Source organism: Caballeronia sp. AZ7_KS35, assembly GCF_023631045.1.
Taxonomy (GTDB): domain Bacteria; phylum Pseudomonadota; class Gammaproteobacteria; order Burkholderiales; family Burkholderiaceae; genus Caballeronia; species Caballeronia zhejiangensis.
Window position 1 is genome coordinate 13,253 of the sequence record NZ_JALQDV010000042.1, and the last position, 25,636, is coordinate 38,888.

Sequence of the window (25,636 nt, forward strand, 5' to 3'; positions counted from 1 at the left end):
GATCAGACCGTTCCTTCAGCGCGTTGCGCGCGTTCTTGCGGCGTGAGGCGCGCATTGTCGGCGGCCAGTGCGCGCTCGCGTTCGAGATTGCGTTCCAGTTGCGATTTGGCGGCCGCGTATTGCTTCGGCCACGCGATATCGAAGTAGCCGATCTTCGCGGCCTCGTTCAATGTCCACGATGGATTCGCGAGATGCGGGCGCGCCACCGCGCACAAGTCCGCACGTCCCGCGGCGATGATGCTGTTCACGTGATCCGCTTCCGAGATCGCGCCGACCGCGATGGTCGCGATACCCGCTTCATTGCGTATGCGATCCGCGAACGGCGTCTGGAACATGCGCCCGAACACAGGCTTCTCCTGCTTGCTGACTTGCCCTGAAGAGACGTCGATCATGTCCGCGCCGGCGGCCTTGAATGCGCGCGCGATCTCGACGGCGTCGTCGGGCGTCGTCCCGCCATCGACCCAATCGTGCGCGGAAATGCGAACGGACATCGGCTTGTCTTGCGGCCACACAGCGCGCATCGCCTTGAATACTTCGAGCGGATAACGCAGGCGATTTTCGAGCGAGCCGCCGTATTCGTCAGTGCGATGATTGGTCAGCGGCGAGAGAAAGCTCGACAGAAAGTAGCCATGCGCGCAGTGCAGTTCGAGCCAGTCGAAGCCTGCAAGCGCGGCCATTTCCGTGGCGCGCACGAACTGCGTTTCGATCTCGCGCAATTCGTCGTGCGATGCCTCGCGCGACCATTGGCTCACGCCTTGCAGATACTGTTGCGGCGATGCGGAAACCAGCGGCCAGTTGCCATCGGGAAGCGGCTGATCGATGCCTTCCCAGCTCACGCGCGTCGATGCCTTCGCGCCCGCATGGCCGAGCTGCATGCCGATCTTCGCATCCGATTGCGCATGCACGAAATCGACGATGCGCTTCCACGCCGCGAGATGCTCCGGCGCATACATGCCCGGACATCCCGGCGTGATGCGCGCTTCGGGCGACACGCAGGTCATCTCGGTCATCACGAGCGCGGCGCCGCCCATCGCGCGCGCGCCGAGATGCATCAGGTGATAGTCGCCCGCGATGCCATCGACGGCGGAATACTGCGCCATCGGCGAAACGACCACGCGATTCTTCAGCGTGACGCCGCGCAATGTGAACGGCGTGAACATCGGCGGAACGGATCGTTGCCGCGCGTTGCGCTCGATGCCCGCACGCGCGGCCAGCCAGTCTTCGAATGAGGCGAGATATCCTGCATCGCGCTCGCGCAGGTTTTCATGCGAAATGCGCTGCGAGCGCGTGAGCAACGAGTATGCAAACTGCTCGGGCTCGAACGACGCGTATCGATCCACATGCTCGAACCACTCCGTCGAATTGCGCGCGGCATTCTGAATGCGCAATACATCGACGCTGCGTACTTGCGTGTAATGCGCGAGCGCGCCGTCGAGATCGCCGTTCTTCATCGCGAACGCAGTGTCGATGCTGTTCGCGAGTTCGATCGCATCTTCGAGCGCGAGCTTCGTCCCCGATCCGATCGAAAAATGCGCGGTATGCGCGGCATCGCCCATCAACACGACGGGCGTCCGTTTGCCGTTCGCGGATTCGCGCCAATGCACCCATTCGCGATTGACGACGCGCGGAAAGCGGATCCATTGCGCCGATCCGCGCAAGTGCGTGGCGTTCGAGATCAGCGCGTGGCCGTCGAGATGCTTCGCAAAAAGCTTTTCGCAGAACGCGATGCCGTCTTCCTTGCTCATGTCGGCGAGGCCGGCCGCACGCCATACGCGTTCGGGTGCCTCGACGATGAACGTCGACGTGTCTTCATCGAAGCGATAAGCATGCGCCTGAAACCAGCCCCATTCCGTTTTTTCGAACGCGAACGTGAATGCGTCGAAGCACTTGTGCGTGCCGAGCCACACGAAGCGGCAATCGCGCATGTCGATATCGGGCTGATACGTCGACGCGTATTTCTGCCGAATCGCGCTGTTCAATCCGTCGCTCGCGATGATGAGATCGGCGTCGTAGTCCTCGTCGTTCGTGACTTGCGTTTCGAAGACGAGCTTCACGCCGAGGTCTTCGCAACGCGCTTGCAGGATATTCAGCAGACGTTTGCGGCCGATGCCGCAGAAGCCGTGACCCGACGAGCGCACGGTGCGCCCGCCGATGTGGACGTCGATGTCGTCCCAGTGATTGAAGGCGTCGAGAATGGCATCGGCGCTTGGCGGGTCCGCCGCGCGCAGGTTGCCGAGCGTCTGGTCGGAGAACACGACGCCCCAGCCGAACGTGTCGTAAGGACGGTTGCGTTCGACGACGGTGATGTCGTAAGCGGGATGGCGGCGCTTCATCAAAAGCGCGAAATACAGGCCCGCCGGACCTCCGCCGATGCAGACGATACGCATGCTTGCTCTCCGACTCGTGTCTTTCCTCGTGATAATTTAGGTTTGGATAATTTAGATGTCAAGTAAAAAGACGACGGAGCGCACCGCGCGTCCGTACTTTTCCCCGCTAGTCTTCGCGGATTTCCCGTGCGCAACGCTGCAAGCGGATGAATGCCCGATACCGCGCGTCGTGAAGGCGCGCGAGATCGCCCGTTGCCGGCGCGTAGGTTTTTTCGACGCGCGCCATGCCGCTCATCGCCGATCGAACGTCGCCGAACAGGCCGCCCGCCACCGCGCCGAGCATCGCGGCGCCGAGCAGCACCGGCTCATCGACCTGCGTGGCCAGCACCGGCTTGCCGGTCGCATCGGCGAGCAGCTGCCGGACGAGATCGAGCCGGCCCGCGCCGCCGCTGATCATCACGCGCTCGATCGGCGCGCCGGCGTCCGCCTGCGCTTCGATGATCTGCCGCAGACCATAAGCGATGCTGCACACGCCGGCGACATACAGCGCGACCAGATTGTCGAGGCCGGCTTCCATGCCGAGACCGGCGATGACCGCGCGCGCGTGCGGATCGGCGAAGGGCGCGCGGTTGCCGAGAAACTCCGGGACGACGTGCAGGCCATCGGCGAGCTTCACCGCGTCCGACAGGCTGCCGGAGGCCTGAGCCGCCAAGCCGGCGAGCATGGCCGGCAGCGATTCGCCGCGCTCTTTCGCGCGAAGCGTGGCTTCGGCGGCGGCGGGATGCATCGCGAGCAGGCGCTCGATCGCCGCGCCGGCGACCGATTGACCGCCTTCGTTGAGCCACGCCTGCGGCACCATCGCCGAGAAGTACGGGCCCCAGACGCCGGGCACGAAGACCGGCTCGGCGGTCGTCGTCATCGTGCATGACGACGTGCCGAACACATAGGCGAGGCACGACTCCGGATCGCCCTGTGCGCCCACGGTGCCGATGCCGCCCGCATGGGCATCGATCACGCCCGCGCCGACCGGTGTGCCCGCGATCAGCCCGAGTTCCGCGGCGGCGCGTTCGGTCAGCCCGTTGCCGAGCCGCGTGCCCGGTTCGACCACCTGCTGGCCGATGCGCGCGAAGCCCTCGTCCGCCAGCGCGCCGAGACCGATGGTCCGGAAATAGCTCTCGTCCCAGCGCCGTTCATGCGCGAGATAGGTCCACTTGCAGGTCACGGTGCAGACCGACCGCGACGTATCGCCGGTCGCGCGCCATGTCAGGAAGTCGGTGAGATCGAAGAATTGCCATGCGGCGTCGAAGACGCGCGGACGGTTTTCCAGAAGCCACAACAGCTTCGGCGTCTCCATTTCCGGTGAGATCCTGCCGCCGACGTATTTCAGCACCGCGTGGCCGGTCGCGTTGATGCGCTCCGCCTGCCCGATCGCGCGATGATCCATCCAGACGACGATGTCGCGTTCCGCCTGCTCCGACGGTCCCACGGGCAGCGGTTTGCCGCCATCGCCGAGCACGACGAGCGAGCAGGTCGCATCGAAGCTGATGCCCGCGACGGACTCCGGCGCGATTGCCGCCTGCGCGAGCGCCGCTTTTACGGCGTGGCAGACGGCGCTCCAGATTTCCCCGCTCGATTGCTCGACGATGCCGCCGCTTTCATGAAACAGCGTGATGTCCTTTTTCGCCGATGCGGCCATGTTGCCGGCGGTATCGAAAATTCCGGCGCGTGCGCTGCCGGTGCCGACGTCGACGCCAACGACGTAGCGTTCGCCGGCGCTGCGGTTGCTTGCGTTCATCTCTCTGTCCGTGGTTCGGGATAGGGGCGTCGCAGATCGACGCTGTTCGGCAAACCTGCCGCCGAGTAGTATGCCCGAACCCCGAATTCCGAAGACGGCAACGCGAGGCGCTCGTCTAAAGCCGCTACTTGATGAAGCTGAGTTCCTTGCTGATCTTTTCGAGGATCGGCTTCTTTCTCTCGTTGAAGACCGCCTTGTTTTCCTGAATGAGATTGTTGCCCTTGGTATCGATCGAGATGATCAGCGGGCCGAACTCCTTCACGCGGTTGATCCACAAGGTTTCGGGCATGCCGAGATCCTGCCATTCGGCGCCTTCGATTTCCTCGACGAGCGTCGCCGCGAGCACCGCGCATCCGCCCGGGAAGATCGCATGAACCGCCTTGTGCTCCATGCAGCCCGCGGCCGTTTCCGGTCCCATGCCGCCTTTGCCGACGATCAGCTTCACGCCGGTCTGCTCGATGAACTCGCGCTCGAATTTCTCCATGCGCATGCTCGTCGTCGGTCCGATGGACACCATCTCGAACGCGCCGTCGTCCTTCTTGCGCACGATCGGGCCCGCATGAAAGATCGCGCCGCCGTTGAGATCGACGGGCAGCTCGCGCCCTTGCTCGATCAATCGACGATGCGCGACATCGCGGCACGTCACCAGGCGCCCCGTCAGATAGACGACGTCGCCGACCTTCAGATCCTCGAGGTCTTCGCTTTTGATGGGGGTTGTCAGAACCTTCTTCACAGTACGACTCCTTCATGCGAGAGCACTTCGTAGGACATGTCTGCGTTGATGCGGATCTTGCCGCGGCGATGCGCCCAGCATCCGGTGTTGATGGCCACGCCGATGGTCGACGGATGCCGCGCCGACGATTCGATGTTGACGCCCATCACGCTATTGTTTCCGGTGAGCCCCTGAGGGCCGATGCCGACTTCGTTGAGCCCTTGTTCGAGCAACTCTTCCATCAGCGCGGCGCGCGGATTCGCGCTCTTCGAATCGACCGGACGAAGGATCGCCAGCTTCGACAGTCGCGCGGCAGTCTCGACCGAAGTGGATACGCCGACGCCGACGAGCAGCGGCGGGCACGCATTCACGCCGCGCTCGGTGATGACGTCCATCACGAATTCGGCGACGCCTTCATAGCCTTGCCCCGGCATCAGAACCTTCGCCGCGCCGGGAAGCGTGCAGCCGCCGCCCGCCATGTAGACGTCGATCGTGCAGCTGTCCTTCTCCGGCACGATGCGCCAGTCGAGCCACGGAATCTGCGTGCCGGTGTTCGTGCCCGTGTTCTTCTCGTCGAACGTTTCGACGGCGTTGTGACGCAAAGGCCCGAGCTTCGTCGCGCCGGCGGTGGCTTCCTGAAGGATTTCCTCGAGCTCGCCGAGCAGCGGAAAATTCGCGCCCGCCTCGACGAAATACTGGATCACGCCCGTGTCCTGACAGCTCGGACGGTTCAGCTTGTCGGCGGCGTCCTGGTTGCTGTCCATCGAATCGTAAATCGACTTGGCGAGCGGATTGGTTTCCATCGTGCGCAATTCCGCGAGCTTCGCCTTGACATCCTTCGGCAGGCGCTTGCCGATATAGGCGGTGAACTTCGCCATGGTGTCCGTGACGGACTGAATGGCCGCTTCCTTTTCCATCTTGATTCCTCTACGACGTGTTGAGTTGGGGGACGCGCGCGTGCTTTTTCAGTGTGCGGCGGCGTTGCTGGTCGATACCGAAGGCTTCTGCGAGCGGGCGAGAAGCAAGGTCAGCACGGCGGACATCACGAGAAGACCGGCGACGAAATAGAGGCCGCCCGCATAGCTGCCCGTCGATTCCTTGAGCCAGCCGATGACGACCGGACCGGCGAAGCCGCCCAGATTGCCGATCGAGTTGATCGTCGCGATGCCGGTGGCGGCCGCCGCGCCGGAGAGAAACATCGTCGGCATGGTCCAGAGCGGCGGCTTCGCGCAACTGATGCCGATGTTCACCAGCGTCAGCGAGGCGATCAGACCGACGACGCTATTGGCCATCGCCGCCACGATCAGGCCGACCGCCGCCGCGACGCACGCCAGCACGACGTGCCAGGTTCGCTCGCCGGTGCGATCCGAATGGCGCGACCACAGCACCATCGCGATGACGGACACGATCGGCGGAATCGCGTTGAGCAGGCCGACGGTCATCGACGACACGCCCAGTTGCTTGATGATCTGCGGCGCCCAGATGCCGAGCGTGTACAGCCCCGCCGACGTGCCGAAGTAAATCAGCGACAGCGCGATTACGCGGGGATTCGCAAGGCCGCTGATGATGCCGTGCTTCGCCGTGGTCGCGCGGCTGGCGGTTTCGGCGTTCATGACATCGACCAGCCAGTTGCGCTCGTCGTCCTTCAGCCATTTGGCCTTCTCGGGCTTGTCGGTCATGTAGAAGAAGACGACCACGCCGAGAATGAGCGCCGGCACGGCTTCGAGGATGAAGAGCCATTGCCATCCGTGCAGTCCCATTACGCCGTCCATTTCGAGCAGCGCGGCGGACAGCGGCGAGCCGAGCGCGGTGGAAAGCGGCGCGGCGGCCATGAAGAACGCGACGACGCCAGCGCGATGCCGCGCGGGAAACCAGTAGCTGAGATACAGGATGATGCCGGGGAAGAAGCCCGCTTCGGCCGCGCCCAGCAGGAAGCGGATGATGTAGAAGCTCGTCGGCCCGGTGACGAACGCCATCGCCGCCGAGATGATCGCCCACGTCACCATGACCCGCGCAATCCAGATGCGCGCGCCGACCTTGTGCAGCACGATGTTCGACGGCACTTCGAACAGGAAATAGCCCCAGAAGAAGATGCCCGCGCCGAAGCCGAGAATCGACGCGGTGAAGCCGAGGTCGGTCTTCATCGTGAGCGCCGCGAAGCCGATATTCACCCGGTCGATATACGCGATGAAGTACAGCAGCATGATGAACGGCACGATGCGCCAGCTGACCTTGCGCAGAGTGCGCTTCTCGATGTCCATTTCCATGGAACGTCTCCTGATTCCGATTGATAGGGTTCGAAACCGTCTGGTGCGGTTTTGATGCCGTCTTCGAACGTCGGCTCGAAGCGGTCGCCCTTTACGTGAGCTGACGCCTAGGTTAAAACCGTTGGAATCGCGTATGAATCGACTTAAACTTAATTCATCATTGCAAAAAAATCACGAATGGGCACCGACTCGGAACTGGGATTCTTCTGCCTGCTGGTGAAGCAAGGCAGTCTGGCCGCGACCGCGCGAGAGCTGAATCTGACGCCGCCGGCGGTCTCGCGGCGGCTCTCTTCGCTCGAAGACCGGCTCGGCGTGCGCCTGCTCAACCGCACGACGCGGCGCATCAGCCTGACGAGCGAAGGCGAGGTGTATTTCGCGAACGCCCAGCGAATATTGAGCGATATCGACGACATGGAGCGGACGGTCTCCAGCAGCCGGGCCGCGCCGAAAGGACTGTTGCGCGTCAATGCGCCGTTGGGATTCGGGCGGTCGTATATCGGTCCGGCGATCTCGGAATTCAGCGAGGCGTTTCCCGATGTCGAAGTGCAACTGCATCTGACCGATCGGCCGATCAGCCTGCCGGACGAGAGCATCGACGTGTCCGTGCGCTTCGGCGAGATGCCGGATTCACGGCTGATCGCGAAGAAGATCGCGTCGAATCGGCGGCTTCTGGTGTCGTCGCCGGGATATTTGCGTGTGGCCGGAGAGCCGGCGCATCCGCATGATCTGACTTCGCATCAATGCATCGTGCTGCGTCAGAACGAGGCCGCCTATGGCAACTGGCGTCTGACGCGCAGCGGGCGCACGGAGACCGTGAAAGTGCACGGCAAGCTCAGCACCAACGACGGCGAAGTGGCGCTGAACTGGGCGCTGGAAGGGCGCGGCATTCTCATGCGCGCGGAATGGGACGTCGCGAAGTATCTGCGCAGCGGAAGGCTGGTTCAGGTGTTGAGCGAATACGACACGCCGCCCGCCGATATCTACGCGGTCTATCCCGAACGGCTGAATCTGTCGCCGAAGGTCGCGGTTTTCGTCGATCATCTGCGTCACTATCTCGGCCAGCACGCCGACGGCCCGTCGCCCGCCGGCTCGCCGTGGTAGCGGCGCTTCACGCGTCGCCCTTCAGCTCCTGCGCGATGAAGTCGACGAACGTGCGAATGCGGTTCGACATCTGATGCCGCTGCGAGTAGACCGCGAAGATATCGGCGTTGGGCGTTTCGTGGTCGGGCAGCACGCGCACGAGCGAGCCATCGGCCAGATACGGCTTCAGGTCCCATTCGGCGCGCATCAGGATGCCGTGGCCTTCGAGCGCCCACTTCACGGCTATTTCGCCGTCGTTCGTCGTGAGCGTGCCGTCGATGCGCACCGCTTCCGTCTTGCGCGACGCGCCGCGTCCGGACGTGAGCCGCCACACGCCGTAGGCTTCGTCGCCCTGACGAATGCCGATGCAGTTATGCCGCGTCAGATCGTGCGGGACGAGCGGCATGCCATGCGCCTCGATATACGACGGCGCGGCGCACAACAGCCGCCGGTTTCCCGCGAGACGCCGCGCGATCACGCGCGTATCGGGCGGTTCGCCGAACCGGATGCAGACGTCGAACTTGTCGTCGGTGAGCGGCGGCGGCGTGACCGACAACTGCAACTGCACCGACACTTGCGGATACATCCTGCTGAAACGCGAAATCAGCGGCGCGACGTGACTGCGCCCGAAACCGAGCGTCGCGTTCACGCGCAGCAGACCTTTCGGGCTTTGCTTGGCGGCGCCGAGCAGTTCGGAGAGTTCGTCGATCTCGTCGAGAATCCGGCGCGCGTGTTCCAGATACAGCTCGCCTTCCGGCGTGAGCATCATCCGCCGCGTCGTGCGATTGACGAGCGCCACGCCGGCGCGCGCTTCCATCTGCGAAAGACGCTTGCTGACGGCCGCCGCCGTGAGGCCGAGCTCGCGCGCGGCCGCGCTCAGACTGCCTGCCGCCGACAGCGTGGAGAAGAAGCTCAGATCGGCGGGCTGGACGGCATCGGGCATCGGTTCATTCGTAACTTCAGGTTAAAGATGCTTTGAGTCTAGCACCGGTTTTGGAGCCGGAATGCGGTTAAAGTTCGCCCATACCCGACAACATCGAAGGACGGAGACATGAAGAGCTATCGCATTGCAACGATTCCCGGCGACGGCATCGGCAAGGAAGTGGTTCCGGCGGGCCAGCAAGTGCTCGAAGCGCTCGCCAAGTCCACGCAGGCATTCGCTTTCGAATTCGAGAATTTCGACTGGGGCGCGGACTATTACCGTCAGCATGGCGTGATGATGCCCGCGAACGGACTCGATGCGATCCGGGACAAGGACGCCATTCTCTTCGGCTCGGCGGGCGATCCGGACGTGCCCGATCACATCACGCTGTGGGGCCTGCGTCTCAAGATTTGCCAGGGATTCGACCAGTACGCGAACGTGCGTCCGACGCGCATCCTGCCGGGCATCGACGCGCCGCTGAAGCGCTGCAAGCCCGAAGACCTGAACTGGGTGATCGTGCGCGAAAACTCGGAAGGCGAATATTCCGGCGTGGGCGGGCGCGTGCATCAAGGTCATCCGATCGAAGCCGCGACCGATGTGTCGATCATGACGCGCGCGGGCGTCGAGCGCATTCTGCGGTTCGCGTTCCGCCTCGCGCAGTCGCGTCCGCGCAAGCTGCTGACCGTCATCACGAAGAGCAACGCGCAACGTCACGCAATGGTCATGTGGGACGAGATCGCGAACGAGGTCGCCGCCGAATTCCCCGATGTCAAATGGGACAAGGAACTCGTCGACGCCGCCACCGCGCGCATGGTCAATCGTCCGCAGACGCTCGATACGATCGTCGCCACCAATCTTCACGCCGACATTCTCAGCGATCTCGCCGCCGCGCTCGCGGGCAGTCTCGGCATCGCGCCGACGGGCAACATCGATCCGGAGCGCCGCTATCCGTCGATGTTCGAACCGATTCACGGCTCCGCGTTCGACATCATGGGCAAGGGCCTGGCGAATCCCGTCGGCACGTTCTGGTCGGTCGTGATGCTGCTCGAACATCTCGGCGAGTTCGACGCGGCCAAACGCGTCATGCAGGCGATCGAAGCCGTGACATCCGACAAGTCGCTGCACACCGGCGATCTCGGCGGCACCGCGACGACGGCGCAAGTCACGGCCGCCGTCTGCGCGCTGGTCGACAAGCAGGCGGCTAACGCGGCCTGAATCGGTTGCCCGATGACGTCCCGCGAGCGCGTCTATTTCTCCGCGCCGATGGTCGTCACGGGCTGCCATTTCATCGACTTGACCTGATACAGCGTCGATGTCGGGTTGTTCAGATCGCCGAACTTGTCGAACGAGATATTTCCGGTGATGCCGTTGTACTGGATCGTGCGCAGCGTCTCGATGATCGCGGCGGGCTTCACGGAATTTGCTTTCTTCATCGCGGTGATGGCGAGCCACGCGCAGTCATACGCGAACGGCGCGTAGGTCAGCGTCTCCGCGCCGAAGCGCTTCTTGAATTTCGCGGCGAACGCGCGGCCTTCGGGCAATGAATCGACGGGCCGGCCGTATTCCCAGGCCATCGCGCCTTCAGCCGCGTTTCCCGCTGAACTGATGAACACGCTGTCGGCAATCCCGCCGCTGCCGACGAACTGCGCGCGGATGCCGAGCTGCTTCATGCGCTTGACGATCAGCCCGGCCTGACCATCGAGTCCGCCGAAGTACAGAAGATCGGCGTTGGCGGCCTTGATGTTCGTCAGTTGCGCATTGAATTCGACGGCCTTGTCGTTGGTGTATTCCTCCGACACGACCTGGCCGCCCGCCGCCTGCACCGCCTTCCTGAACTCTTCGACCGCGCCTTGCCCGAAGGCGGTCCGGTCGTCCATGACCGCGATCCGCTTCGCCTTCGTGACCTTCACGGCATACGTGCCGGCGTTGCCGGAATTCTGCGTGTCGGTGGCGATGATGCGGAACACGTTGTTCAAGCCCTGACGCGTAATCGCGGGATTCGTCGCCGCGGGATCGAGCAGCGGAATGCCGGCCTTCCCGAAGATGGGCGCGGAAGGCAGCGCGACGCCGGAGTTGTAATAGCCGACGACCGCAACGACGCCATCGTCGACGAGTTTCTGCGCCACCTGAACGCCGATGCGCGGATCGCCCTGATCGTCGACGGATGCGAGCTCGAACTGGACCGGCTGTCCGTCGATGCTGATGTGCTGGGCGTTGGCTTCTTCGATCGCGAGCCGCACGCCGTTTTCCAGATCCTTGCCGTTCGCGGCGCTGATGCCGGTGAGCGGCGCGGACAGGCCGATCTTGACGGTCTGCTGCGCGCTTGCAATGAGCGGAGCCAGGCAGAGCGCGGACGCCGCGAAGAGGGAAACGAACGTTTTCATGACAGGGCACTCCATCAAGTGAAGGTCATACGCGGTTCAGGCGTTCGCTTAACGCGGGCGAAGGCCGTCATTCGGCTTGTCGTATCGTTTCGGGACTTATTTTCTGTCGAATTCCGGCGGTTCGTATTCGGGGGAAAATACTGATTTCTCCGCGAGCGAACGATTGTTCTGCGGCGCGCCCATCATGAGTCGAGGATTTGCAGATGAATCGGACAGAGAAAGAAAAGATGCTGGCTGGCGAGCTGTACACGGCCAACAACGCAGAAATTCAGGCCGATCAGGCAGCGGCGCGCGCATGGATGGCGCGCTTCAATGGCGCGATGGACATGCCGCTCGCACAGCGGTACGGGTTGCTCGGCGAACGGTTCGCCGCCATCGGTCCGGACTCGATGGTCCGGCCGCCGTTTCATTGCGACTACGGCTACAACATCACGCTCGGCGCGGGCGTGTTCTTGAACTACAACTGCACGATTCTCGATGTCGTCGCCGTGGAGATCGGCGACATGACGCAGATCGCGACGGGCGTGCAGATTCTGACCGCCGATCATCCGCGCGATCCTGCCGTGCGCGCAACGGGCCTCGAACTGGGGCGTCCCGTGCGGATCGGCCGCAATGTGTGGATCGGCGCGGGCGCGATCATCCTGCCGGGCGTGACGATCGGCGATGACGCTCTGATCGGCGCAGGCAGCATCGTGACGCGCGATGTGCCCGCCGGCGCCACGGCGGTCGGGAATCCGGCGCGTGTTCGTCCTGCTGTCCGCGACTAGAAGTCCCGATCGCCGTTACCAGTTCTTCGATGCGAGCAGCGCCTTCACCTGTCCGGCGACGATGGTATAGCCGGCGTCGTTGAGATGGATCGCGTCGGAGCGCAGTGAAGACGGCGGAATGTCGTGGCTGTGATCGATGACGTCCTGAGGAAGGCTCGGATTGTAGGCATTGACGAGCGCAGTCTCGACGTCGATGAAATTGTCGGGATACGCCGCCTTCAGGGACGCGTTGAGATCGTCGAGATATTTCGCGACTTCTCCGCCCGCATACTCGCCGGTGAAATCGCCCTTGATGATCGAAAGCACCGCGAAGTGCGCGCCCGCGGGCTTGAGCCACTGTACGATGGACTTCACGTCCGCGAGGACGGTCTGTGCGTCATAGCCATTGTTGCGGCCGACCCAGATGATCGCGGTCCATGTGTCATAGCCTTCCGAATCGCCGAGAAATGCCGATCCGGCGGCGCAAGGCACTGCCGATCCGGCGCTGTCCCGCACGAACGTATAGGTTTCGGTCGTCGATGGCGGCCCGCCGTCCGCTGTGCGCTGGAGCGCGCCATGCACCGAGCAGAGCGTGCCCGGCTTGCTCCGAGCGACGTCATCGGCGGGTGTCGACAGCATGTCGATCGACACGCTCGAAAGATGGACCGCCGTGTTGCTCGCCGGCACGGCGTCGCCATCGACCGTGACCGTCGATGGCAATGCTCCGACGCGCGCCGCGATCTGCGTCGATGTCTGCCCGCCGATGCCGAGATTCGCAAAGGTCCGATTATTTAGTATGCCGGACAAAATTGCCGGGTATCCGCCGATATCCGATCCGACTCCCTGCGTCAGGCTATCGCCGATGGCAACGATATTCGGCGACGAACCCGCGGGCGTGGCAGCGGGAGCAGGCTCTGAAGCCGGCGTAGGCGCGGTCGCGGTGGACGTGCTTTGAACGCCCGAAGAACTGTCGCCGCCGCCGCCGCAAGCCGCCAGCAACGAAGTGGCGGCCAATGCCGCCAAGCGTGCCTGAATCCGGTTCATGTCTCCCCCAAGTCGACTGGACGTCGTTGTCATTGCCTGCGAGGGTACTGTCATGAAACCGGGGACATGGCGGCCGGACGGAAATCGCCAAGACGTTGTCGGCCTGGAACCTGTCCGGCGCGCGTATCCGCATGTCGCGTTGCGACTAACTGCTTACTCAAACTTCGCGATCGGGCAGCAACGCCGCAAGCAGCCGCCGTAACTCCAGACATTCCTTTTTCGTCAGCCGCGCGGTGAGAATGCGCTCGACTTCCTCGACGCGCGGACGCAGCGCCGCCAGTTGCTTCTTTCCGGCCGGCGTCAGGAAGAGCACGTAACTGCGCTTGTCGACGGGATCGTCCGAGCGTTCGATGAGACCGTTGCGAACCATGCGCGCGACGAGATCGGCGATCGTCGAACGGTCCACATCGAGTTCATCGCCGAGCTGGCGCTGATTGACGCCTGGCGTTTCGTGCAGGACCTCGAGCGCCGCGTACTGCACGCTCGTAATCTCGGCGGAAACCTCGGCGAGCCAAACCGCGACATGGCGCTGCTGCGCGCGACGCACGAGGCTGCCCGTGTATCGCGACAGCGCGCGGTCATCTTCTTTATTCGGCAATTTGATCAGTTCATGAGCGGGTTGAAGCACGCGGAAAGATCGGATCGAAAAAGGCGTTCAGTTCCGCGTACGCGTCCAGGGGCAGGACATGCGCGACGTATTGATCCGGACGGACCACGACGATCGCGCCCCGTTCGCGATCGATGCCGCGCTCGTGGAAAATATCAGTCGCCGCATCGTTGGTAAATGCTTTCTCGTAGTCGACCAGACCATAGCGCCCCTTGCGCGGCAGGAGAATGCCCGGCAGTTCATTCAACGCGACGTCCCGATGATCCCGCTGCAACACCGCGCGCAGATCGAGAACGCTGTCCGGATCGGCGCCTTCCGGCGTCACGCGCCGCAGAACGGAATCGGGCGAAGCGCAAAGATGTTCGCACAGCGCATGCAGCGCGCGGCCGTTCGCATCAGAAAACGCATACAGACGCCAGCGGCCATCGGCGCGCGCGACGTGTCCGAGATGCATCGGCTTGGCATCGGCCAGACGAATCACGGGCGACGAGTGAAAGCGCGTGCCGATCGCGAAGCCGCTCGCGAGCGCCTGATGCGTCGGCTCGCCCGTCAGCATGGCCGGACGGTAGCGCGTCGCGACGCCCGCTGTGTAGCGGCCCGCGCGCACGAAGTACGCCTGAAGCTCGGCGGGATCGACGCCGCCCGCTTCGGGCCGGTTCGGGTCTTTGGGCGGTGCGGCCATCATGGCCGACCATTCCTTGTCGAAATCGATGAGCTCCTGCGCGATCGGCTGACGTTCGTCGGAATAGGTGCGCAGCAGGTCGGCGTCGCCGAGTCCGCGCAGCACCGCGCCGAGTTTCCAGCCGAGATTGAAGCCGTCCTGCATCGAGACGTTCATGCCCTGGCCGGCCTTCGCGCTATGCGTGTGGCAGGCATCGCCCGCGATGAACACGCGCGGCTCGCGACTCGTGCCATCGGCGGCGATGGCATCGTCGAAACGGTCCGTCAGACGCTGCCCGACCTCGTACACGGAGAACCACGCGACTTCCTTCACGTCGAGCGAATAGGGATGAAGGATACGTTGCGCGGTCTGAATGATGCGATCGACCTTGATCTGCTTGATGGTGTCGCGATTGTCCGCCGTGACCTCGCCCAGATCGACGTAAAAGCGCACCAGATACCCGCCTTCGCGCGGAATGATGAGCAGATTGCCTTCGCTCGCGGATTGAATCGCGACCTTCAGACGAATGTCGGGGAAGTCCGTGACAGCGAGCGCATCCATCACGCCCCACGCGTGATTGGCCGCATCGCCACGCAGCGTTTGCCCGATGGCCGTCCGCACGCGGCTGCGCGCGCCATCGCAACCCACGACATAACGCGCGCGCACGGTGACGGTCTCGTCGAGCCGCGCCGCATCGGTGCGCCGCAGCGTGACTTTCACCGGATGATCGCCGTCGCCGTCGCCGTCGTCGTCGCGCTCGACATCGACGACTTCGAGATCGTAGTCCGGTTCGAGACGCAAGGCGGAACGCCGCATCACACCCAGCAGATAGTCCTGCACGCGCGCCTGATTGACGATGACGTGCGGAAACTCCGACAAACCTGTTTCGGTATCCTGAACGCGGCCGGTACGCCTGATCGCGCCGCGATCTTCGGCATCGGGCCGCCAGAAAGCCGTTTCGTTGACCCAGTACGCCTCGCGCTGCAGGCGATCGCTCAGGCCGAACGCATTGAACATCTCGACGGTGCGGCACGCGACGCCGTCCGCCTGGCCCATCAAGAGCGGTCCGGAACGGCGCTCGACGATGCGCGTATCGATCGTCGGAAACTGCGAGAGTTGCGCGGCCAGCACGAGTCCCGCAGGCCCGCTGCCGACGATCAGGACATCGACCGTTTCGGGCATGTCGACGCGAGGCGCGTCGCTGGCGGCAGGTTCGATCGTCGGATCGCCGACGCGGAAACCGTCGAGATGAAATTGCATGGTGTCTCCCTCTTTGACTGGATGTCTCGATGGCCTGAAATATACTCCGTACACCAACTATATCAAAGCGATTCCGACGAACTGGATGTTTACCCCTAGATCGGCGCGTCTCGTGCAGCAAAGCATGGCGGGTTGCGTCGGCTGGCTCGGGCCGCAGCGTGCGTTCTGCGCGCGTGGCGGCATCGACGAATGCGGATATATTCAGTTGCGTGGCGGCGGGCGATCGGCTCGTACATCTGATTCGCTCGGATCGGCGACGGCGATCTGGATCGTCAGCCGCACGGGCGGCTGAGCCGCGCATGTCATGGAGCAGCGCACGCAGACTTTCCTGCTGCGTCCGCGGGCGAAGTATGAGATGACGCCGTCATCCGAAAACGCGACCGGTTCGCAGGAATCGCGTGCGGCGGGAAACGATCAACCAAGGAGGCATCCATGGTCATCACGAACTCGCAGTCCGGCACGAACGTCGAGGAAATCGCCGCTGGCGTGTATCGCATCAACACGCCCGTGACGCTGCCCGGCGGTGCGGGCGGTTTTTCCTTCAACCAGTATCTGATCGTCGATGACGATCCGCTGCTCTTTCATACCGGTCCGCGCAAGATGTTCCCGCTCGTGCGGGAAGCGCTCGCGAGCGTGATCGATCCGGCGCGCTTGCGGCACATCGCGTTCTCGCACGTCGAAGCGGACGAGTGCGGTTCGCTCAACGAGTGGCTTGCGGCGTCGCCCGATGCCACGCCGCTGTGCGGCACGGTCGCGGCGATGGTGTCGATCACCGATCTCGCCGATCGCGCGCCCGTCGCGCTCGCCGACGGAGAATCGATCTCGCTCGGACGTCATCGCGTGCGATGGATCGACACGCCGCATCTGCCGCACGCCTGGGAGTGCGGCTTCATGATGGAAGACAGCACGCGCACGCTGTTATGCGGCGATCTGTTCACGCAAGGCGGCGCGACGCTGCCCGCGTTGACCACCGGGGATATTCTGGGCCCGAGCGAAGCGTTCCGGCACAGCATGGATTACTTCTCTCACACGCGTAACGCCGACGCGATGTTCGAGCGCCTCGCGCAACTCGCTCCGACCACGCTCGCCTGCATGCACGGCAGCGCGTGGAGCGGTGACGGCGCTGCGTTGCTGCGCGCATTGGCGCAGAGCGTAAAGCAATGAAACGTCCGACGTCATTCGATATCGAGTTTCGTCAGACACATTCCTTTCGCCCCGACGACACAGCCCGTCACGACATCGAAACGCAGGCCGTGCGCGGGGCATTGAAGGATATGTCCGTCGAGCCGGCCGTTCGCGAGCGAAGCGCCGTTGTGCGGACATGAATTGTCGATCGCGTGAACGACGCCTTCGATATTGAAGAGCACGACGCTGCGTCCATCGACGAACGTGAGCGTGCGCGCGCCGGTCTGCGGCATGTTCTCCGGCGCGATCGATAGTTTGCGTGTCATCGCGGATTCAATGCCACGGACTCAGGTCATCGCACGGCGTGTGCGCGTCCATCCAGTCGTAGGGGCCGTATGACGCTCCCCACGCCCATGTCCGCGTGGACGTCGAGGTCGACGGGACCTCCGGCTTCGATTGTTCGACGGTGTCGGCGGTTTCGGTCGACGAAGCCGTGTGCAGGCGATCGGTCATTGCGGTTTCTCCTTGAAGTGGCGTGAATTTATCGGCTGATTTCGGTTGCTTGCTGCTCTGATGCACGTCCGCGCAGCGCGTCGATCTTGTCGAGATCGCGTGCATATCTCGCTCTGCCGAGCGCGAATGCGACCATTGCCGCCACGCCGACGAGCGGAATCACCTGTAACGCGCCCAACAGACCGATGCGGTCGGCGATGGCGCCCGTCACGAGCGGGCCGGGCGCGAGGCCGAGCAGGTTGTTGGCGAGCGTGAGCGTCGCGAATGCGGAGGCGTGGATCGTCGATGGCGTGAGGTTGGCCACCATCGCGCCCGCCGGCCCCGACGTACCCGCGACGACCAGAATGCCCGCGCCGAGCAGCACGAGCTGCAATGCGCCTGGCGCAACGCGGAAGCCGATGGACAGCAGCACGATCGAGATCAGGCAATAGGCCAGCGCCGTGATCCACTTGCGCGACGGCGCGTTGCGGCAAATCTTGTCCGTGACGACACCGCACGCGACCATGCCGATTCCGCCGAGCAGCACGAAGACGGCGGCGCCTGCCGCGGCCTTGTCGGCGGGCATCGCGTAGTAGCGGTTGAGGAAGCTCGGCATCCACGCGATCACCGCGCCCATGATGAAAAGCTGCAAGCCGCTGCCGACGTACGCGCAGACGACGGAAACCGTCGAGAAGAGTCCGGCCAGCAGCGCGCGCAGACTCGTGCGGATGCCGTCCGCCTGTCGCGTGGCGGGTTGCGCGTCGCCATATCGCGCGGCGATGCGCTTGTCGGAAACCGTCAGACGATAGACGATCACGAGCACGATGCCGAAGATCGCCATCGCCGCGAACGAGGCACGCCATCCGAAGTGCATGGCGACGAAGCCGCCGAGCGCCATGCCGAGCACCGAGCCGAACGCACCGCCGGCCATGAACGCGCCGGTGAGCGTGGAGCGCAAGTGCGCGGGGAAAATGCTGAGAATCAGCGCGATGCCGACGCTGCCGTAAGCCGCCTCGCCGAGACCGACGCAGGCGCGCGCCACGAGCATTTCGCCGTAGTTGGTCGCGATCGCACAGCCGAGCGTCGCGAGACTCCAGAGCGTCGCCATCAGAACGAGGCTGCGCACGCGGCCCCAGCGGTCGGCGAGCACGGAAAGCGGAAAGGTGAGTAGGCCGACCATCAGCGCGACGACGCCGCTCAACGAGCCCAACTGCGTGTCGGAAAGGCCCCATGCCTGCTTGAGTAGCGGAAACACCGCGTTCAGCACTTGCCGGGACATGTAGTCCGATAAAAGCAGACCGAAGGTCAGCGCGAAAACGATCCACGCGTATTTGCGTGATTTGGCCGTGGCGGTGTTGTGGTCACACTTCGCCGGCTCGATGCAATGAATATCCAAGATTGTCTCCTCCGATGTCCGGCTTCCGGCAGGACGCGTGAGCATCCCGCCATCGCCGTGGAGTGTTGATGTCAGGCCGCGCGCAGCGGCAGATTGACCTGGCCGGCCTTGCGGTTCGGCGCCATGCCGTTGGCGGCGAGCGTTTCGTCGATGGTTTCGTATTGCACGCCGATGCGATAGATCTCGCGCGCTTCCTTGCCGCTCGCGATCTCGCGTCCCAGTTCGCGCGCCACGCGCACGCACTGCTCGATCTGCTGCACCGACGTGAAACGGTTGCCGTGCTGATCGATGATCGTATCCTCGATGCCGCAGCGCGGATGCAGGCCCATCGACATCGCCATCATGTTGAACGGCAGCACGTTCTTCAGCAGCGACTCCGCCGTGAGCGTGCAGCCGTCCGGCGCGCGATGCACGAAGTTGAAGAAGTTGAACGGATTCGGACCGTCGAAGCCGCCGCCGATGCCGATCCACGTCAGATTCAGCGGCCCCTTGTACACGCCCTTGCGCACGAGGCGTTCGAGCGTCTCCAGCGCGTGGATGCCGGTCAACTGGAAATGCGGCTGGATGCCGGACGCCTGCAGACGGCGCAGATGCTCCTCGACCCATGCGGGGCCGGCGGGAACCGTCATTTCCGCGTAGGCGGCCATGAACGCCGGGTTGGAGAGCGAAGTGCCCGCCAGATACTCCGGATACAGCAGCTCCATGATGTTCATCTGCGTCGTGTTGATCGCGACGGTCACCTGATCGGGCTTCGGATCGAGTTCGGCGAGCATGTGACGCGTATCGTCGGAAAGCCACTTGGCCGCCTGACCGTCGTCTTCCGGCGCGAAAGAGATCGAACCGCCGACCTGGATGATCATGTCCGGCACCGCCGCGCGCACGCCGGCGATCAGCTCGTTGAACTTCGAGAGGCGCTTGCTGCCCTTGCCATCGAGTTCCCGCACATGCAGATGGAGAACGGTCGCGCCCGCGTTGTAGCAGTCGACGGCTTTCTGCACCTGCTCTTCCATCGTCACGGGGATATCTTCAGGGAAATCTTCCGGCATCCACTCGGGACCGTAAGGCGCAACGGTGATTACGACCTTGTCCTGGTTTTCGGGGTGCAGGGAATCGTCGAGGAATTGCATGTTCGCTCCTGTGAATTGGATTCGTTGACCTGAACCCATCGTAGTGGAGAGATGTCTCGTGCAACCCTCTCGCGTCGGGAGGGGAGGGCGCGATATTGAGGGCGCGATCTGCAGCCGTTGCCCCTCCCGCCGCGAGAGGGGTTTTGACCGCGCGCTTTCCGTATTCTTGCAACATGACTTCACGCGCCGTGAAGCGGCCGATTACGCGGCTGCCTTTTCGATCACGACGTCCGGAAGCAACAAGATACGGAGACCTTATGAAACTCGGAAGAATTCCATGCTTCGCCGCGTTGCTCGCGTGCTCAGGCGCTGCGGCGGCACAAGGTTCGGTGACGCTTTACGGCGTCGTCGATGCAGGCTTGCTTTATCAGAGCACGTCGGCCGCGTCGTTCGCGCCGAACGCGCCCAATCTGGGCAAGGTGTATCGCTACAAGGACGGCGGCATCTACGCCAGCTACTGGGGCCTTAAAGGCTACGAAGATCTCGGCGGCGGATATCGCGTCAACTTCAGGCTGCAGGGCACCTTCGATTCGGGCAGCGGCCGCTTCGGTCTGTCCGATACACCCGGCGTGCCCGCGCAGTTCAACCAGTTCGCGACGCTCGGCATTTCCGGCCCGTTCGGCACGTTCAACGCGGGCCGCCAGATCGTGCCGATGGTCTACGCAATGTTCGATACCGACGTGCGCGGCGCGCAGTACTTCGGCAGCATTCTCACCGCGTGGCTCGGCATGAATCAGGCCGCCGGCTGGCCGGGCACCAGCACGAACGGTCCGATCGGCGCGCTGTACGACAGCAACGCGCTCGTCTACGAATCGCCGAAATTCTATGGCGCGTCGCTCGCGCTCGAATACGCGCCGGGCGGCGTACCGGGCGAATTCCAGGGCGGCACGCGCGAGTCCGCCGTGGTCAAGTATTCGAACTTCGGCCTGAACCTCGCGGCGGTCTACTACAACGGACACGATGCGAACCCGCTGCCCGGCGTCGCGGCGACCGGCCTCAACAACAACCGGCTCGTCTACTTCGGCGCGATGTACACGTTCAGCGACATTTCGGTGTCCGGCTCGTACAGCCACGGCAAGAATCCGGCGAACGCGGGCCGCGCGGACTACGACCTCTATTCGGCGGGCCTCGGCTATCGCTTCTCGCCGGTGTTGAAGATGACTTCGGGCTTCTATTACCTGAAGGACAACAACAACTCGACGAATCATTCGAGCGAATTCGCGCTCGGCGCGGAGTACAGCCTGTCGAAGCGCACGCTCGCTTATGCGCAAGTCGGCTATGTCGACAATCACGGCACGATGAACCAGACGATCGTCTACGGGCAACCCGTGGCTCCGGGCGAGTCGACCACCGCGGCGATGATCGGCCTGCGGCACAACTTCTAAGACGATAAACGGAGCAACCATGAAGAAAATCATGTCACGCAATGCGGTGGGCGGCGCAGCGATCGTGATGGCGTCGATGAGCGCCGGCCTCGAATCGAGCCAGTCGATCGCGGCGGCGAGCGCGCCTTCGATGGCCTCGGCCGCGAGCGCACCTGTCGCCACGCGCAAGGAGAATCGCGCGCTGCGCAAGCTCGTGTACGCGGCGTTCGCGAAGGACAAGAGCATCGATGCGGGCGATATCGGCGTGAGCGCGAAAGACGGCGCGGTGACGCTGACGGGCACCGCGGCCGACGCGGCGCAGATCGAGAAGGCTGCAACGCTGGCGAAAGGCGTCCCGGGCGTGACGTCTGTCACGAACAAGCTGACCGTCCGGCGCAATTTCGCGCAATAACGGAGATTGCATGAGAACGATGGAATACAGCATGGCGACGATCGATGAATTCGTCGGCCAGGAATTGGGCGTGTCGGACTGGGTCATCGTCGATCAGGCGCGCATCGAGGCATTCGCGCAATGCACGGGCGACATGCAGTGGATTCACGTCAACGAGGAACGCGCGAAACGCGAGAGCCCGTTCGGCGGAACGATCGCGCACGGCTATCTGACGTTGTCGCTCCTGGCGACGCTCGCGATCGAAGTCGGCCTCATTCCGCCCGATGCATCCGCCGCGCTGAATTACGGACTCGACAAGGTGCGCTTCATGACGCCGGTGCGATCGGGCAAGCGCGTGCGATGCCGCGTCGTGCTCAGTGCGGTCGAGCGCAAGGACGGCGGACGCATCCTCGTGAAGACGGACAGTGAATTGCAGATCGAAGGCGAGACGAAGCCGGCGCTGATCGCACAAACGCTCGCAATGCTCGTCGCGTAACGGCGGCGCGTGGAAGGAATTTCAAATGATCAACGAGAACGAAGGCCTCACGGCCAGCGCCGCCGACGGCATGCTCGGACCCAACCCGTTCGTCGGATTGCGCGCGGTCGACATGTTTGCGGCTGCGGGACAGATCGGCGCTCAGGCGATGCTGCATCCCGCGTTGCTGATGGGACAGACCGCGGCGCTCGTCCGCGATCTGAGTTCGGCGGTCAACGGCGCTCACGCGCCTTCGCCGCAGCAAGGCGACAAGCGATTCGCCGATCCGGCATGGCGCGAACAGCCGCTGTATCGCACGACGCTGACGGGGTATCTGGCATGGCGCGATGCGCTCGCCGGATTCATCGATCGGTCCGCGCTCGACGATGCCAGCAAGGAGCGCGCGCAGTTCGTGATGTCGCTCCTGACCGATGCGCTCGCGCCGACCAACACGCTCGCGGGCAATCCGGCGGCGCTGCGCAAGCTCGTCGACACGCGCGGTGCGAGCGTCGTCGCCGGCATGCGCAACATGCTCACCGATACGCTCAACAACAAGGGCATGCCTTCGCAGGTCGACAAGCGCGCGTTTCGCGTCGGCGGGAATCTCGCGACGACGCCGGGCGCGGTCGTCTTCCGCAACGAAGTGCTCGAACTCATCCAGTATGCGCCGGCGACGCCGAACGTCCGCGCGCGTCCGCAGCTCATCGTGCCGCCGCAGATCAACAAGTTCTATATCTTCGATCTGTCGGCGGGGAAGAGCATCGTCGAATATCTGGTGCAGAGCGAGTTCCAGGTGTTCGCCGTGAGCTGGCGCAACCCGACCGAGGCGCAGCGCGACTGGGACATGGACACGTATGTCGCCGCGCTCATCGAAGCGATCGACGCGGTGGGCGACATCACCGGTCACGCGGATGTGAACCTGCACGGCGCGTGCTCCGGCGCGATGACGATCTCCGCGCTGCTCGGCCATCTGGCGGCGCGCGGCGACAAGACGGTCCACGCGGCCACGCTGATGGTCGCCGTGCTCGACAGCAGCGCCGATTCGCAACTCGGTCTCTTTACGACGCCCGAAGCCATCGAAGTCGCCAAGCGCAACAGCCGCGCGAAGGGCGTGCTGCCCGGCGAGGAAATGGGCCGCGTGTTCGCATGGATGCGGCCGAACGATCTCGTCTGGAGCTTCTGGGTCAACAACTATCTGATGGGCGAGGCGCCGCCGGCCTTCGACATCCTCTACTGGAACAACGACACGACGCGCCTGCCCGCGAAGCTGCACGGCCAGTTGCTCGACATCTTCACGCGCAGCCTGCTCAGCGAGCCGGGCAAGCTGACGGTGCTCGGCACGCCGGTCGATCTGTTGAAGGTCGAGTGCGACACGTATGTGATGGCCGGCATGACCGATCACATCACGCCGTGGAAGGGCGTCTATAACACGGCGCGCGCGTTCGGCGGCAAGACGCGCTATGTGCTGAGTTCGAGCGGGCATATCCAGAGCCTCATCAATCCGCCGGGCAATCCGAAGGCGAAGTTCTTCCGTAACGACGCATTGCCCGAAGACGCCGATGCATGGTTCGCCGGCGCGCGCCCGGAAGCGGATTCGTGGTGGAACGACTGGCGCGACTGGCTTGCGCAACGCTCGGGCGAACTGCGTCCCGCGCCGCGAACCCTCGGCAACCGGCGTCACAAGCGACTGGCCGACGCGCCCGGAACGTATGTCAGCGAGGCCTGAAGCGAAGCGTCCAAACGGAAAACAAAGATGAAAAACGTGCGCGCACCGGAAATACAGACTGTTTCGCTGGATGGCCAAACGCTTCGCGTGGGCATCTGGCGTGGCAACGAGACTTCGCCGCCGCTCGTCGTGTTCAACGGCATCGGCGCGAATCTCGAACTGATTCAGCCATTCGCCGATGCGCTCGGCGATGTCGAAGTCGTCGTCTTCGATGTTCCCGGCGTCGGCGGATCGCCCGCGCCGCTCGTGCCGTATCGCTTCGCGACGCTCGCGGTGATGACCGACAAGCTGCTCGGGAAGCTCGGCTACGAAGGGCCGGTCGACATTCTCGGCGTGTCGTGGGGCGGCGCGCTGGCGCAACAGTTCGCGTATATGTATCCGTATCGCTGCCGCAGGCTGGTGTTGGCCGCGACATCGCCGGGCGTCATCATGGTGCCGGGGCGGCTATCGGTGCTGTCGAAGCTCGTCGGCGCGCGGCGTTACCGCGATCCGGACTATCTGCGGGAAGTGGGCGCGGAGATTTACGGCGGCGCTTATCGGCGCGATCCCGCGCTGCTGGCGGAACATGGCCGTCACATTCGCGCGCCGGGCGGACGCGGATACATGTATCAACTGCTCGCGACGTGCGGATGGAGCAGCCTGCTCTGGCTCGGCTCCCTGCGCCAGCCGACGCTCGTCATGCACGGCGACGACGATCCCATCGTTCCGCTCGTCAACGCGCAAATCCTTGCACGCCGCATCCGGCGCGCGACGCTGCATGTCATCGAGGACGGGCATCTGTTTCTCATCACGCGAACATGCGAAGTCGGGCCGCTGGTGCGCAGTTTCCTGGCGAGCGAATAGCGAAAGAAACGCGTATCGTGTCGGATACCTCGGACTCGCATCGTGCTTCATGAACCTCATTCGCCTCGACATGCGGCGCGCGATCGTCATCGCCGCCGCCAGCTTCATGCTCGCGCTGACAGGATGCGCGTCTTCTTCACGCGATGCGCAATCGTCGCTCGATGCCGCGATTAACGGATCGCAACGCAGCGACAAGGCGAGGGCGCGCGACGTCTATCGTCATCCGAGAGAAACGCTGCAGTTCTTCGAGCTGACTCCGACACAGGCGGTGCTCGAAATCGCGCCGGGCGGCGGGTGGTACACGGACATACTCGCGCCCTATCTGCACGATTCGGGTCAGCTTTACGAGGCGCAATATCTGAGCATATCCGCCGACCTCGCCGCCGAGGACAGCGATACCGACGCCGCTTATCGGCGCAAGCTCGCGGCTGCGCCCGCGGTGTATGGAAACGTCGTCGTCGGCACGTTGCACGCGGGGCGCTTCATCGGCTTTAACGCGCATGAGCGGTTCGACCGCGTGTTCACGTTCAGGAACATCCATAACTGGATCAAGGACGGCCAGATCGATGCAAACCTGCGCGCGTTCAATGACGCGCTCAAGCATGGCGGCGTGCTCGGCGTGGAGGAGCATCGCGCGCGGCCGGGAGCGACCGTGCAGCAAATGATCGATTCCGGCTACGTGACCGAAGCATTCGTGATCGAGCACGCGCAAGCAGCGGGTTTCGTGCTGGTTGCGCGCAGCGAGATCAACGCGAATGCAAAGGATACGAAGGACTATCCGAACGGCGTGTGGTCCTTGCCGCCCACTTACCGGGGCGGCGATGTCGACCGGTCGCGTTACGCCGCCATCGGCGAGTCGGATCGCATGACGCTCAGGTTCGTCAAGCCTTAG

25 protein-coding genes are annotated in these 25,636 nt (G+C 63.8%); 11 read left to right on the forward strand and 14 right to left on the reverse strand.

Annotation, left to right across the window (positions count from 1 at the left end):
• Positions 1–2 precede the first annotated feature (2 nt).
• The 5 genes from NCT05_RS26165 to NCT05_RS26185 form a co-directional block, all read right to left on the reverse strand.
• Entirely contained in the window at positions 3–2,387 is a 2,385-nt protein-coding gene (locus tag NCT05_RS26165; RefSeq protein WP_008347493.1) for a bifunctional salicylyl-CoA 5-hydroxylase/oxidoreductase, read from the reverse strand.
• 106 nt (positions 2,388–2,493) lie between these two features.
• Positions 2,494–4,122, reverse strand: a complete 1,629-nt coding sequence (locus NCT05_RS26170) for an FGGY-family carbohydrate kinase (RefSeq protein WP_175980505.1) — start codon at positions 4,120–4,122, stop codon at positions 2,494–2,496.
• Positions 4,123–4,246: 124 nt separating this feature from the next.
• Positions 4,247–4,855, reverse strand: coding sequence for a L(+)-tartrate dehydratase subunit beta (gene ttdB, locus NCT05_RS26175; protein ID WP_175980506.1), 609 nt, complete (start codon positions 4,853–4,855; stop codon positions 4,247–4,249).
• Entirely contained in the window at positions 4,852–5,751 is a 900-nt protein-coding gene (gene ttdA / locus NCT05_RS26180) for a L(+)-tartrate dehydratase subunit alpha (RefSeq protein ID WP_008347498.1), read from the reverse strand. Before ttdA ends, ttdB begins: the two co-directional genes overlap by 4 nt.
• 48 nt (positions 5,752–5,799) lie before the next feature.
• Complete coding sequence (locus NCT05_RS26185) at positions 5,800–7,101, reverse strand: MFS transporter (RefSeq protein WP_008347500.1); 1,302 nt, start codon at positions 7,099–7,101, stop codon at positions 5,800–5,802.
• A gap of 177 nt (positions 7,102–7,278) precedes the next feature.
• On the opposite strand from NCT05_RS26185, the gene NCT05_RS26190 reads away from it, so the two are divergent.
• Positions 7,279–8,202 (forward strand): LysR family transcriptional regulator, encoded by a 924-nt coding sequence (locus tag NCT05_RS26190; RefSeq protein ID WP_008347501.1) that lies wholly within the window; start codon positions 7,279–7,281, stop codon positions 8,200–8,202.
• A 7-nt stretch (positions 8,203–8,209) separates the two neighbouring features.
• On the opposite strand, the gene NCT05_RS26195 is transcribed toward NCT05_RS26190, so the two are convergent.
• The gene (locus tag NCT05_RS26195; protein ID WP_008347503.1) at positions 8,210–9,124 is read right to left on the reverse strand and encodes a LysR family transcriptional regulator; all 915 of its coding nucleotides are present in this window, start codon (positions 9,122–9,124) and stop codon (positions 8,210–8,212) included.
• A gap of 108 nt (positions 9,125–9,232) precedes the next feature.
• On the opposite strand from NCT05_RS26195, the gene NCT05_RS26200 reads away from it, so the two are divergent.
• Complete coding sequence (locus NCT05_RS26200; protein WP_250503541.1) at positions 9,233–10,318, forward strand: tartrate dehydrogenase; 1,086 nt, start codon at positions 9,233–9,235, stop codon at positions 10,316–10,318.
• 32 nt (positions 10,319–10,350) lie between these two features.
• On the opposite strand, the gene NCT05_RS26205 is transcribed toward NCT05_RS26200, so the two are convergent.
• Positions 10,351–11,487 carry a branched-chain amino acid ABC transporter substrate-binding protein gene (locus tag NCT05_RS26205; protein WP_008347507.1) on the reverse strand — a complete coding sequence of 379 codons (1,137 nt, stop codon included), beginning with the start codon at positions 11,485–11,487 and terminating at the stop codon, positions 10,351–10,353.
• A 203-nt stretch (positions 11,488–11,690) separates the two neighbouring features.
• On the opposite strand from NCT05_RS26205, the gene NCT05_RS26210 reads away from it, so the two are divergent.
• Entirely contained in the window at positions 11,691–12,254 is a 564-nt protein-coding gene (locus NCT05_RS26210) for a sugar O-acetyltransferase (RefSeq protein ID WP_250503542.1), read from the forward strand.
• A gap of 15 nt (positions 12,255–12,269) precedes the next feature.
• Here the strand turns inward: NCT05_RS26210 and NCT05_RS26215 are convergent, their stop codons facing one another.
• From NCT05_RS26215 to NCT05_RS26225, 3 genes are all read right to left on the reverse strand, one after another.
• A complete protein-coding gene (locus NCT05_RS26215) occupies positions 12,270–13,277 on the reverse strand; it encodes an SGNH/GDSL hydrolase family protein (protein WP_250503543.1) in 1,008 nt (335 codons plus the stop codon).
• 157 nt (positions 13,278–13,434) lie between these two features.
• On the reverse strand, positions 13,435–13,875 hold the full coding sequence (locus NCT05_RS26220; protein ID WP_033536433.1) for a MarR family winged helix-turn-helix transcriptional regulator: 441 nt from the start codon (positions 13,873–13,875) through the stop codon (positions 13,435–13,437).
• 10 nt (positions 13,876–13,885) lie between these two features.
• A complete protein-coding gene (locus NCT05_RS26225) occupies positions 13,886–15,805 on the reverse strand; it encodes an FAD-binding monooxygenase (protein WP_250503544.1) in 1,920 nt (639 codons plus the stop codon).
• A gap of 85 nt (positions 15,806–15,890) precedes the next feature.
• Between NCT05_RS26225 and NCT05_RS26230 the strand changes: the two genes are divergently transcribed.
• Positions 15,891–16,097 carry a hypothetical protein gene (locus NCT05_RS26230; RefSeq protein ID WP_175980495.1) on the forward strand — a complete coding sequence of 69 codons (207 nt, stop codon included), beginning with the start codon at positions 15,891–15,893 and terminating at the stop codon, positions 16,095–16,097.
• Positions 16,098–16,237: 140 nt separating this feature from the next.
• Positions 16,238–16,969, forward strand: a complete 732-nt coding sequence (locus tag NCT05_RS26235) for an oxygen-binding di-iron domain-containing protein (protein ID WP_250503545.1) — start codon at positions 16,238–16,240, stop codon at positions 16,967–16,969.
• Positions 16,970–16,980: 11 nt separating this feature from the next.
• On the opposite strand, the gene NCT05_RS26240 is transcribed toward NCT05_RS26235, so the two are convergent.
• From NCT05_RS26240 to NCT05_RS26255, 4 genes are all read right to left on the reverse strand, one after another.
• Positions 16,981–17,256 (reverse strand): Rieske (2Fe-2S) protein, encoded by a 276-nt coding sequence (locus tag NCT05_RS26240; RefSeq protein WP_250503546.1) that lies wholly within the window; start codon positions 17,254–17,256, stop codon positions 16,981–16,983.
• Positions 17,257–17,263: 7 nt separating this feature from the next.
• On the reverse strand, positions 17,264–17,443 hold the full coding sequence (locus NCT05_RS26245) for a hypothetical protein (RefSeq protein ID WP_033536412.1): 180 nt from the start codon (positions 17,441–17,443) through the stop codon (positions 17,264–17,266).
• 28 nt (positions 17,444–17,471) lie between these two features.
• On the reverse strand, positions 17,472–18,818 hold the full coding sequence (locus tag NCT05_RS26250; RefSeq protein WP_284504382.1) for an MFS transporter: 1,347 nt from the start codon (positions 18,816–18,818) through the stop codon (positions 17,472–17,474).
• A gap of 71 nt (positions 18,819–18,889) precedes the next feature.
• Positions 18,890–19,945, reverse strand: a complete 1,056-nt coding sequence (locus NCT05_RS26255) for a beta-keto acid cleavage family enzyme (protein WP_008347521.1) — start codon at positions 19,943–19,945, stop codon at positions 18,890–18,892.
• 257 nt (positions 19,946–20,202) lie between these two features.
• Here NCT05_RS26255 and NCT05_RS26260 point away from each other — a divergent pair, with 257 nt between their 5' ends.
• The 6 genes from NCT05_RS26260 to NCT05_RS26285 are packed head-to-tail and all read left to right on the forward strand — an operon-like array spanning position 20,203 to position 25,636.
• The gene (locus NCT05_RS26260) at positions 20,203–21,330 is read left to right on the forward strand and encodes a porin (RefSeq protein ID WP_250437119.1); all 1,128 of its coding nucleotides are present in this window, start codon (positions 20,203–20,205) and stop codon (positions 21,328–21,330) included.
• A gap of 19 nt (positions 21,331–21,349) precedes the next feature.
• Complete coding sequence (locus NCT05_RS26265) at positions 21,350–21,721, forward strand: BON domain-containing protein (RefSeq protein WP_008347525.1); 372 nt, start codon at positions 21,350–21,352, stop codon at positions 21,719–21,721.
• A gap of 10 nt (positions 21,722–21,731) precedes the next feature.
• Positions 21,732–22,196, forward strand: coding sequence for a MaoC family dehydratase (locus NCT05_RS26270; protein WP_033536411.1), 465 nt, complete (start codon positions 21,732–21,734; stop codon positions 22,194–22,196).
• 25 nt (positions 22,197–22,221) lie between these two features.
• Positions 22,222–23,901, forward strand: a complete 1,680-nt coding sequence (locus NCT05_RS26275) for an alpha/beta fold hydrolase (protein WP_250503547.1) — start codon at positions 22,222–22,224, stop codon at positions 23,899–23,901.
• 27 nt (positions 23,902–23,928) lie between these two features.
• Positions 23,929–24,744, forward strand: coding sequence for a poly(3-hydroxyalkanoate) depolymerase (gene phaZ / locus NCT05_RS26280; protein ID WP_008347529.1), 816 nt, complete (start codon positions 23,929–23,931; stop codon positions 24,742–24,744).
• Positions 24,745–24,793: 49 nt separating this feature from the next.
• Positions 24,794–25,636 (forward strand): class I SAM-dependent methyltransferase, encoded by an 843-nt coding sequence (locus NCT05_RS26285; RefSeq protein ID WP_175980512.1) that lies wholly within the window; start codon positions 24,794–24,796, stop codon positions 25,634–25,636.

Bases quoted from the DNA above. Each gene is read 5' to 3' on its own strand.
- NCT05_RS26165 (WP_008347493.1), bottom strand. From the start codon at position 2,387: ATGCGTATCGTCTGCATCGGCGGAGGTCCGGCGGGCCTGTATTTCGCG.
- NCT05_RS26170 (WP_175980505.1), bottom strand. From the start codon at position 4,122: ATGAACGCAAGCAACCGCAGCGCCGGCGAACGCTACGTCGTTGGCGTC.
- ttdA (WP_008347498.1), bottom strand. From the start codon at position 5,751: ATGGAAAAGGAAGCGGCCATTCAGTCCGTCACGGACACCATGGCGAAG.
- NCT05_RS26185 (WP_008347500.1), bottom strand. From the start codon at position 7,101: ATGGAAATGGACATCGAGAAGCGCACTCTGCGCAAGGTCAGCTGGCGC.
- NCT05_RS26190 (WP_008347501.1), top strand. From the start codon at position 7,279: ATGGGCACCGACTCGGAACTGGGATTCTTCTGCCTGCTGGTGAAGCAA.
- NCT05_RS26195 (WP_008347503.1), bottom strand. From the start codon at position 9,124: ATGCCCGATGCCGTCCAGCCCGCCGATCTGAGCTTCTTCTCCACGCTG.
- NCT05_RS26200 (WP_250503541.1), top strand. From the start codon at position 9,233: ATGAAGAGCTATCGCATTGCAACGATTCCCGGCGACGGCATCGGCAAG.
- NCT05_RS26205 (WP_008347507.1), bottom strand. From the start codon at position 11,487: ATGAAAACGTTCGTTTCCCTCTTCGCGGCGTCCGCGCTCTGCCTGGCT.
- NCT05_RS26210 (WP_250503542.1), top strand. From the start codon at position 11,691: ATGAATCGGACAGAGAAAGAAAAGATGCTGGCTGGCGAGCTGTACACG.
- NCT05_RS26215 (WP_250503543.1), bottom strand. From the start codon at position 13,277: ATGAACCGGATTCAGGCACGCTTGGCGGCATTGGCCGCCACTTCGTTG.
- NCT05_RS26225 (WP_250503544.1), bottom strand. From the start codon at position 15,805: ATGCAATTTCATCTCGACGGTTTCCGCGTCGGCGATCCGACGATCGAA.
- NCT05_RS26230 (WP_175980495.1), top strand. From the start codon at position 15,891: ATGTTTACCCCTAGATCGGCGCGTCTCGTGCAGCAAAGCATGGCGGGT.
- NCT05_RS26235 (WP_250503545.1), top strand. From the start codon at position 16,238: ATGGTCATCACGAACTCGCAGTCCGGCACGAACGTCGAGGAAATCGCC.
- NCT05_RS26240 (WP_250503546.1), bottom strand. From the start codon at position 17,256: ATGACACGCAAACTATCGATCGCGCCGGAGAACATGCCGCAGACCGGC.
- NCT05_RS26245 (WP_033536412.1), bottom strand. From the start codon at position 17,443: ATGACCGATCGCCTGCACACGGCTTCGTCGACCGAAACCGCCGACACC.
- NCT05_RS26255 (WP_008347521.1), bottom strand. From the start codon at position 19,945: ATGCAATTCCTCGACGATTCCCTGCACCCCGAAAACCAGGACAAGGTC.
- NCT05_RS26260 (WP_250437119.1), top strand. From the start codon at position 20,203: ATGAAACTCGGAAGAATTCCATGCTTCGCCGCGTTGCTCGCGTGCTCA.
- NCT05_RS26265 (WP_008347525.1), top strand. From the start codon at position 21,350: ATGAAGAAAATCATGTCACGCAATGCGGTGGGCGGCGCAGCGATCGTG.
- NCT05_RS26270 (WP_033536411.1), top strand. From the start codon at position 21,732: ATGAGAACGATGGAATACAGCATGGCGACGATCGATGAATTCGTCGGC.
- NCT05_RS26275 (WP_250503547.1), top strand. From the start codon at position 22,222: ATGATCAACGAGAACGAAGGCCTCACGGCCAGCGCCGCCGACGGCATG.
- phaZ (WP_008347529.1), top strand. From the start codon at position 23,929: ATGAAAAACGTGCGCGCACCGGAAATACAGACTGTTTCGCTGGATGGC.
- NCT05_RS26285 (WP_175980512.1), top strand. From the start codon at position 24,794: ATGAACCTCATTCGCCTCGACATGCGGCGCGCGATCGTCATCGCCGCC.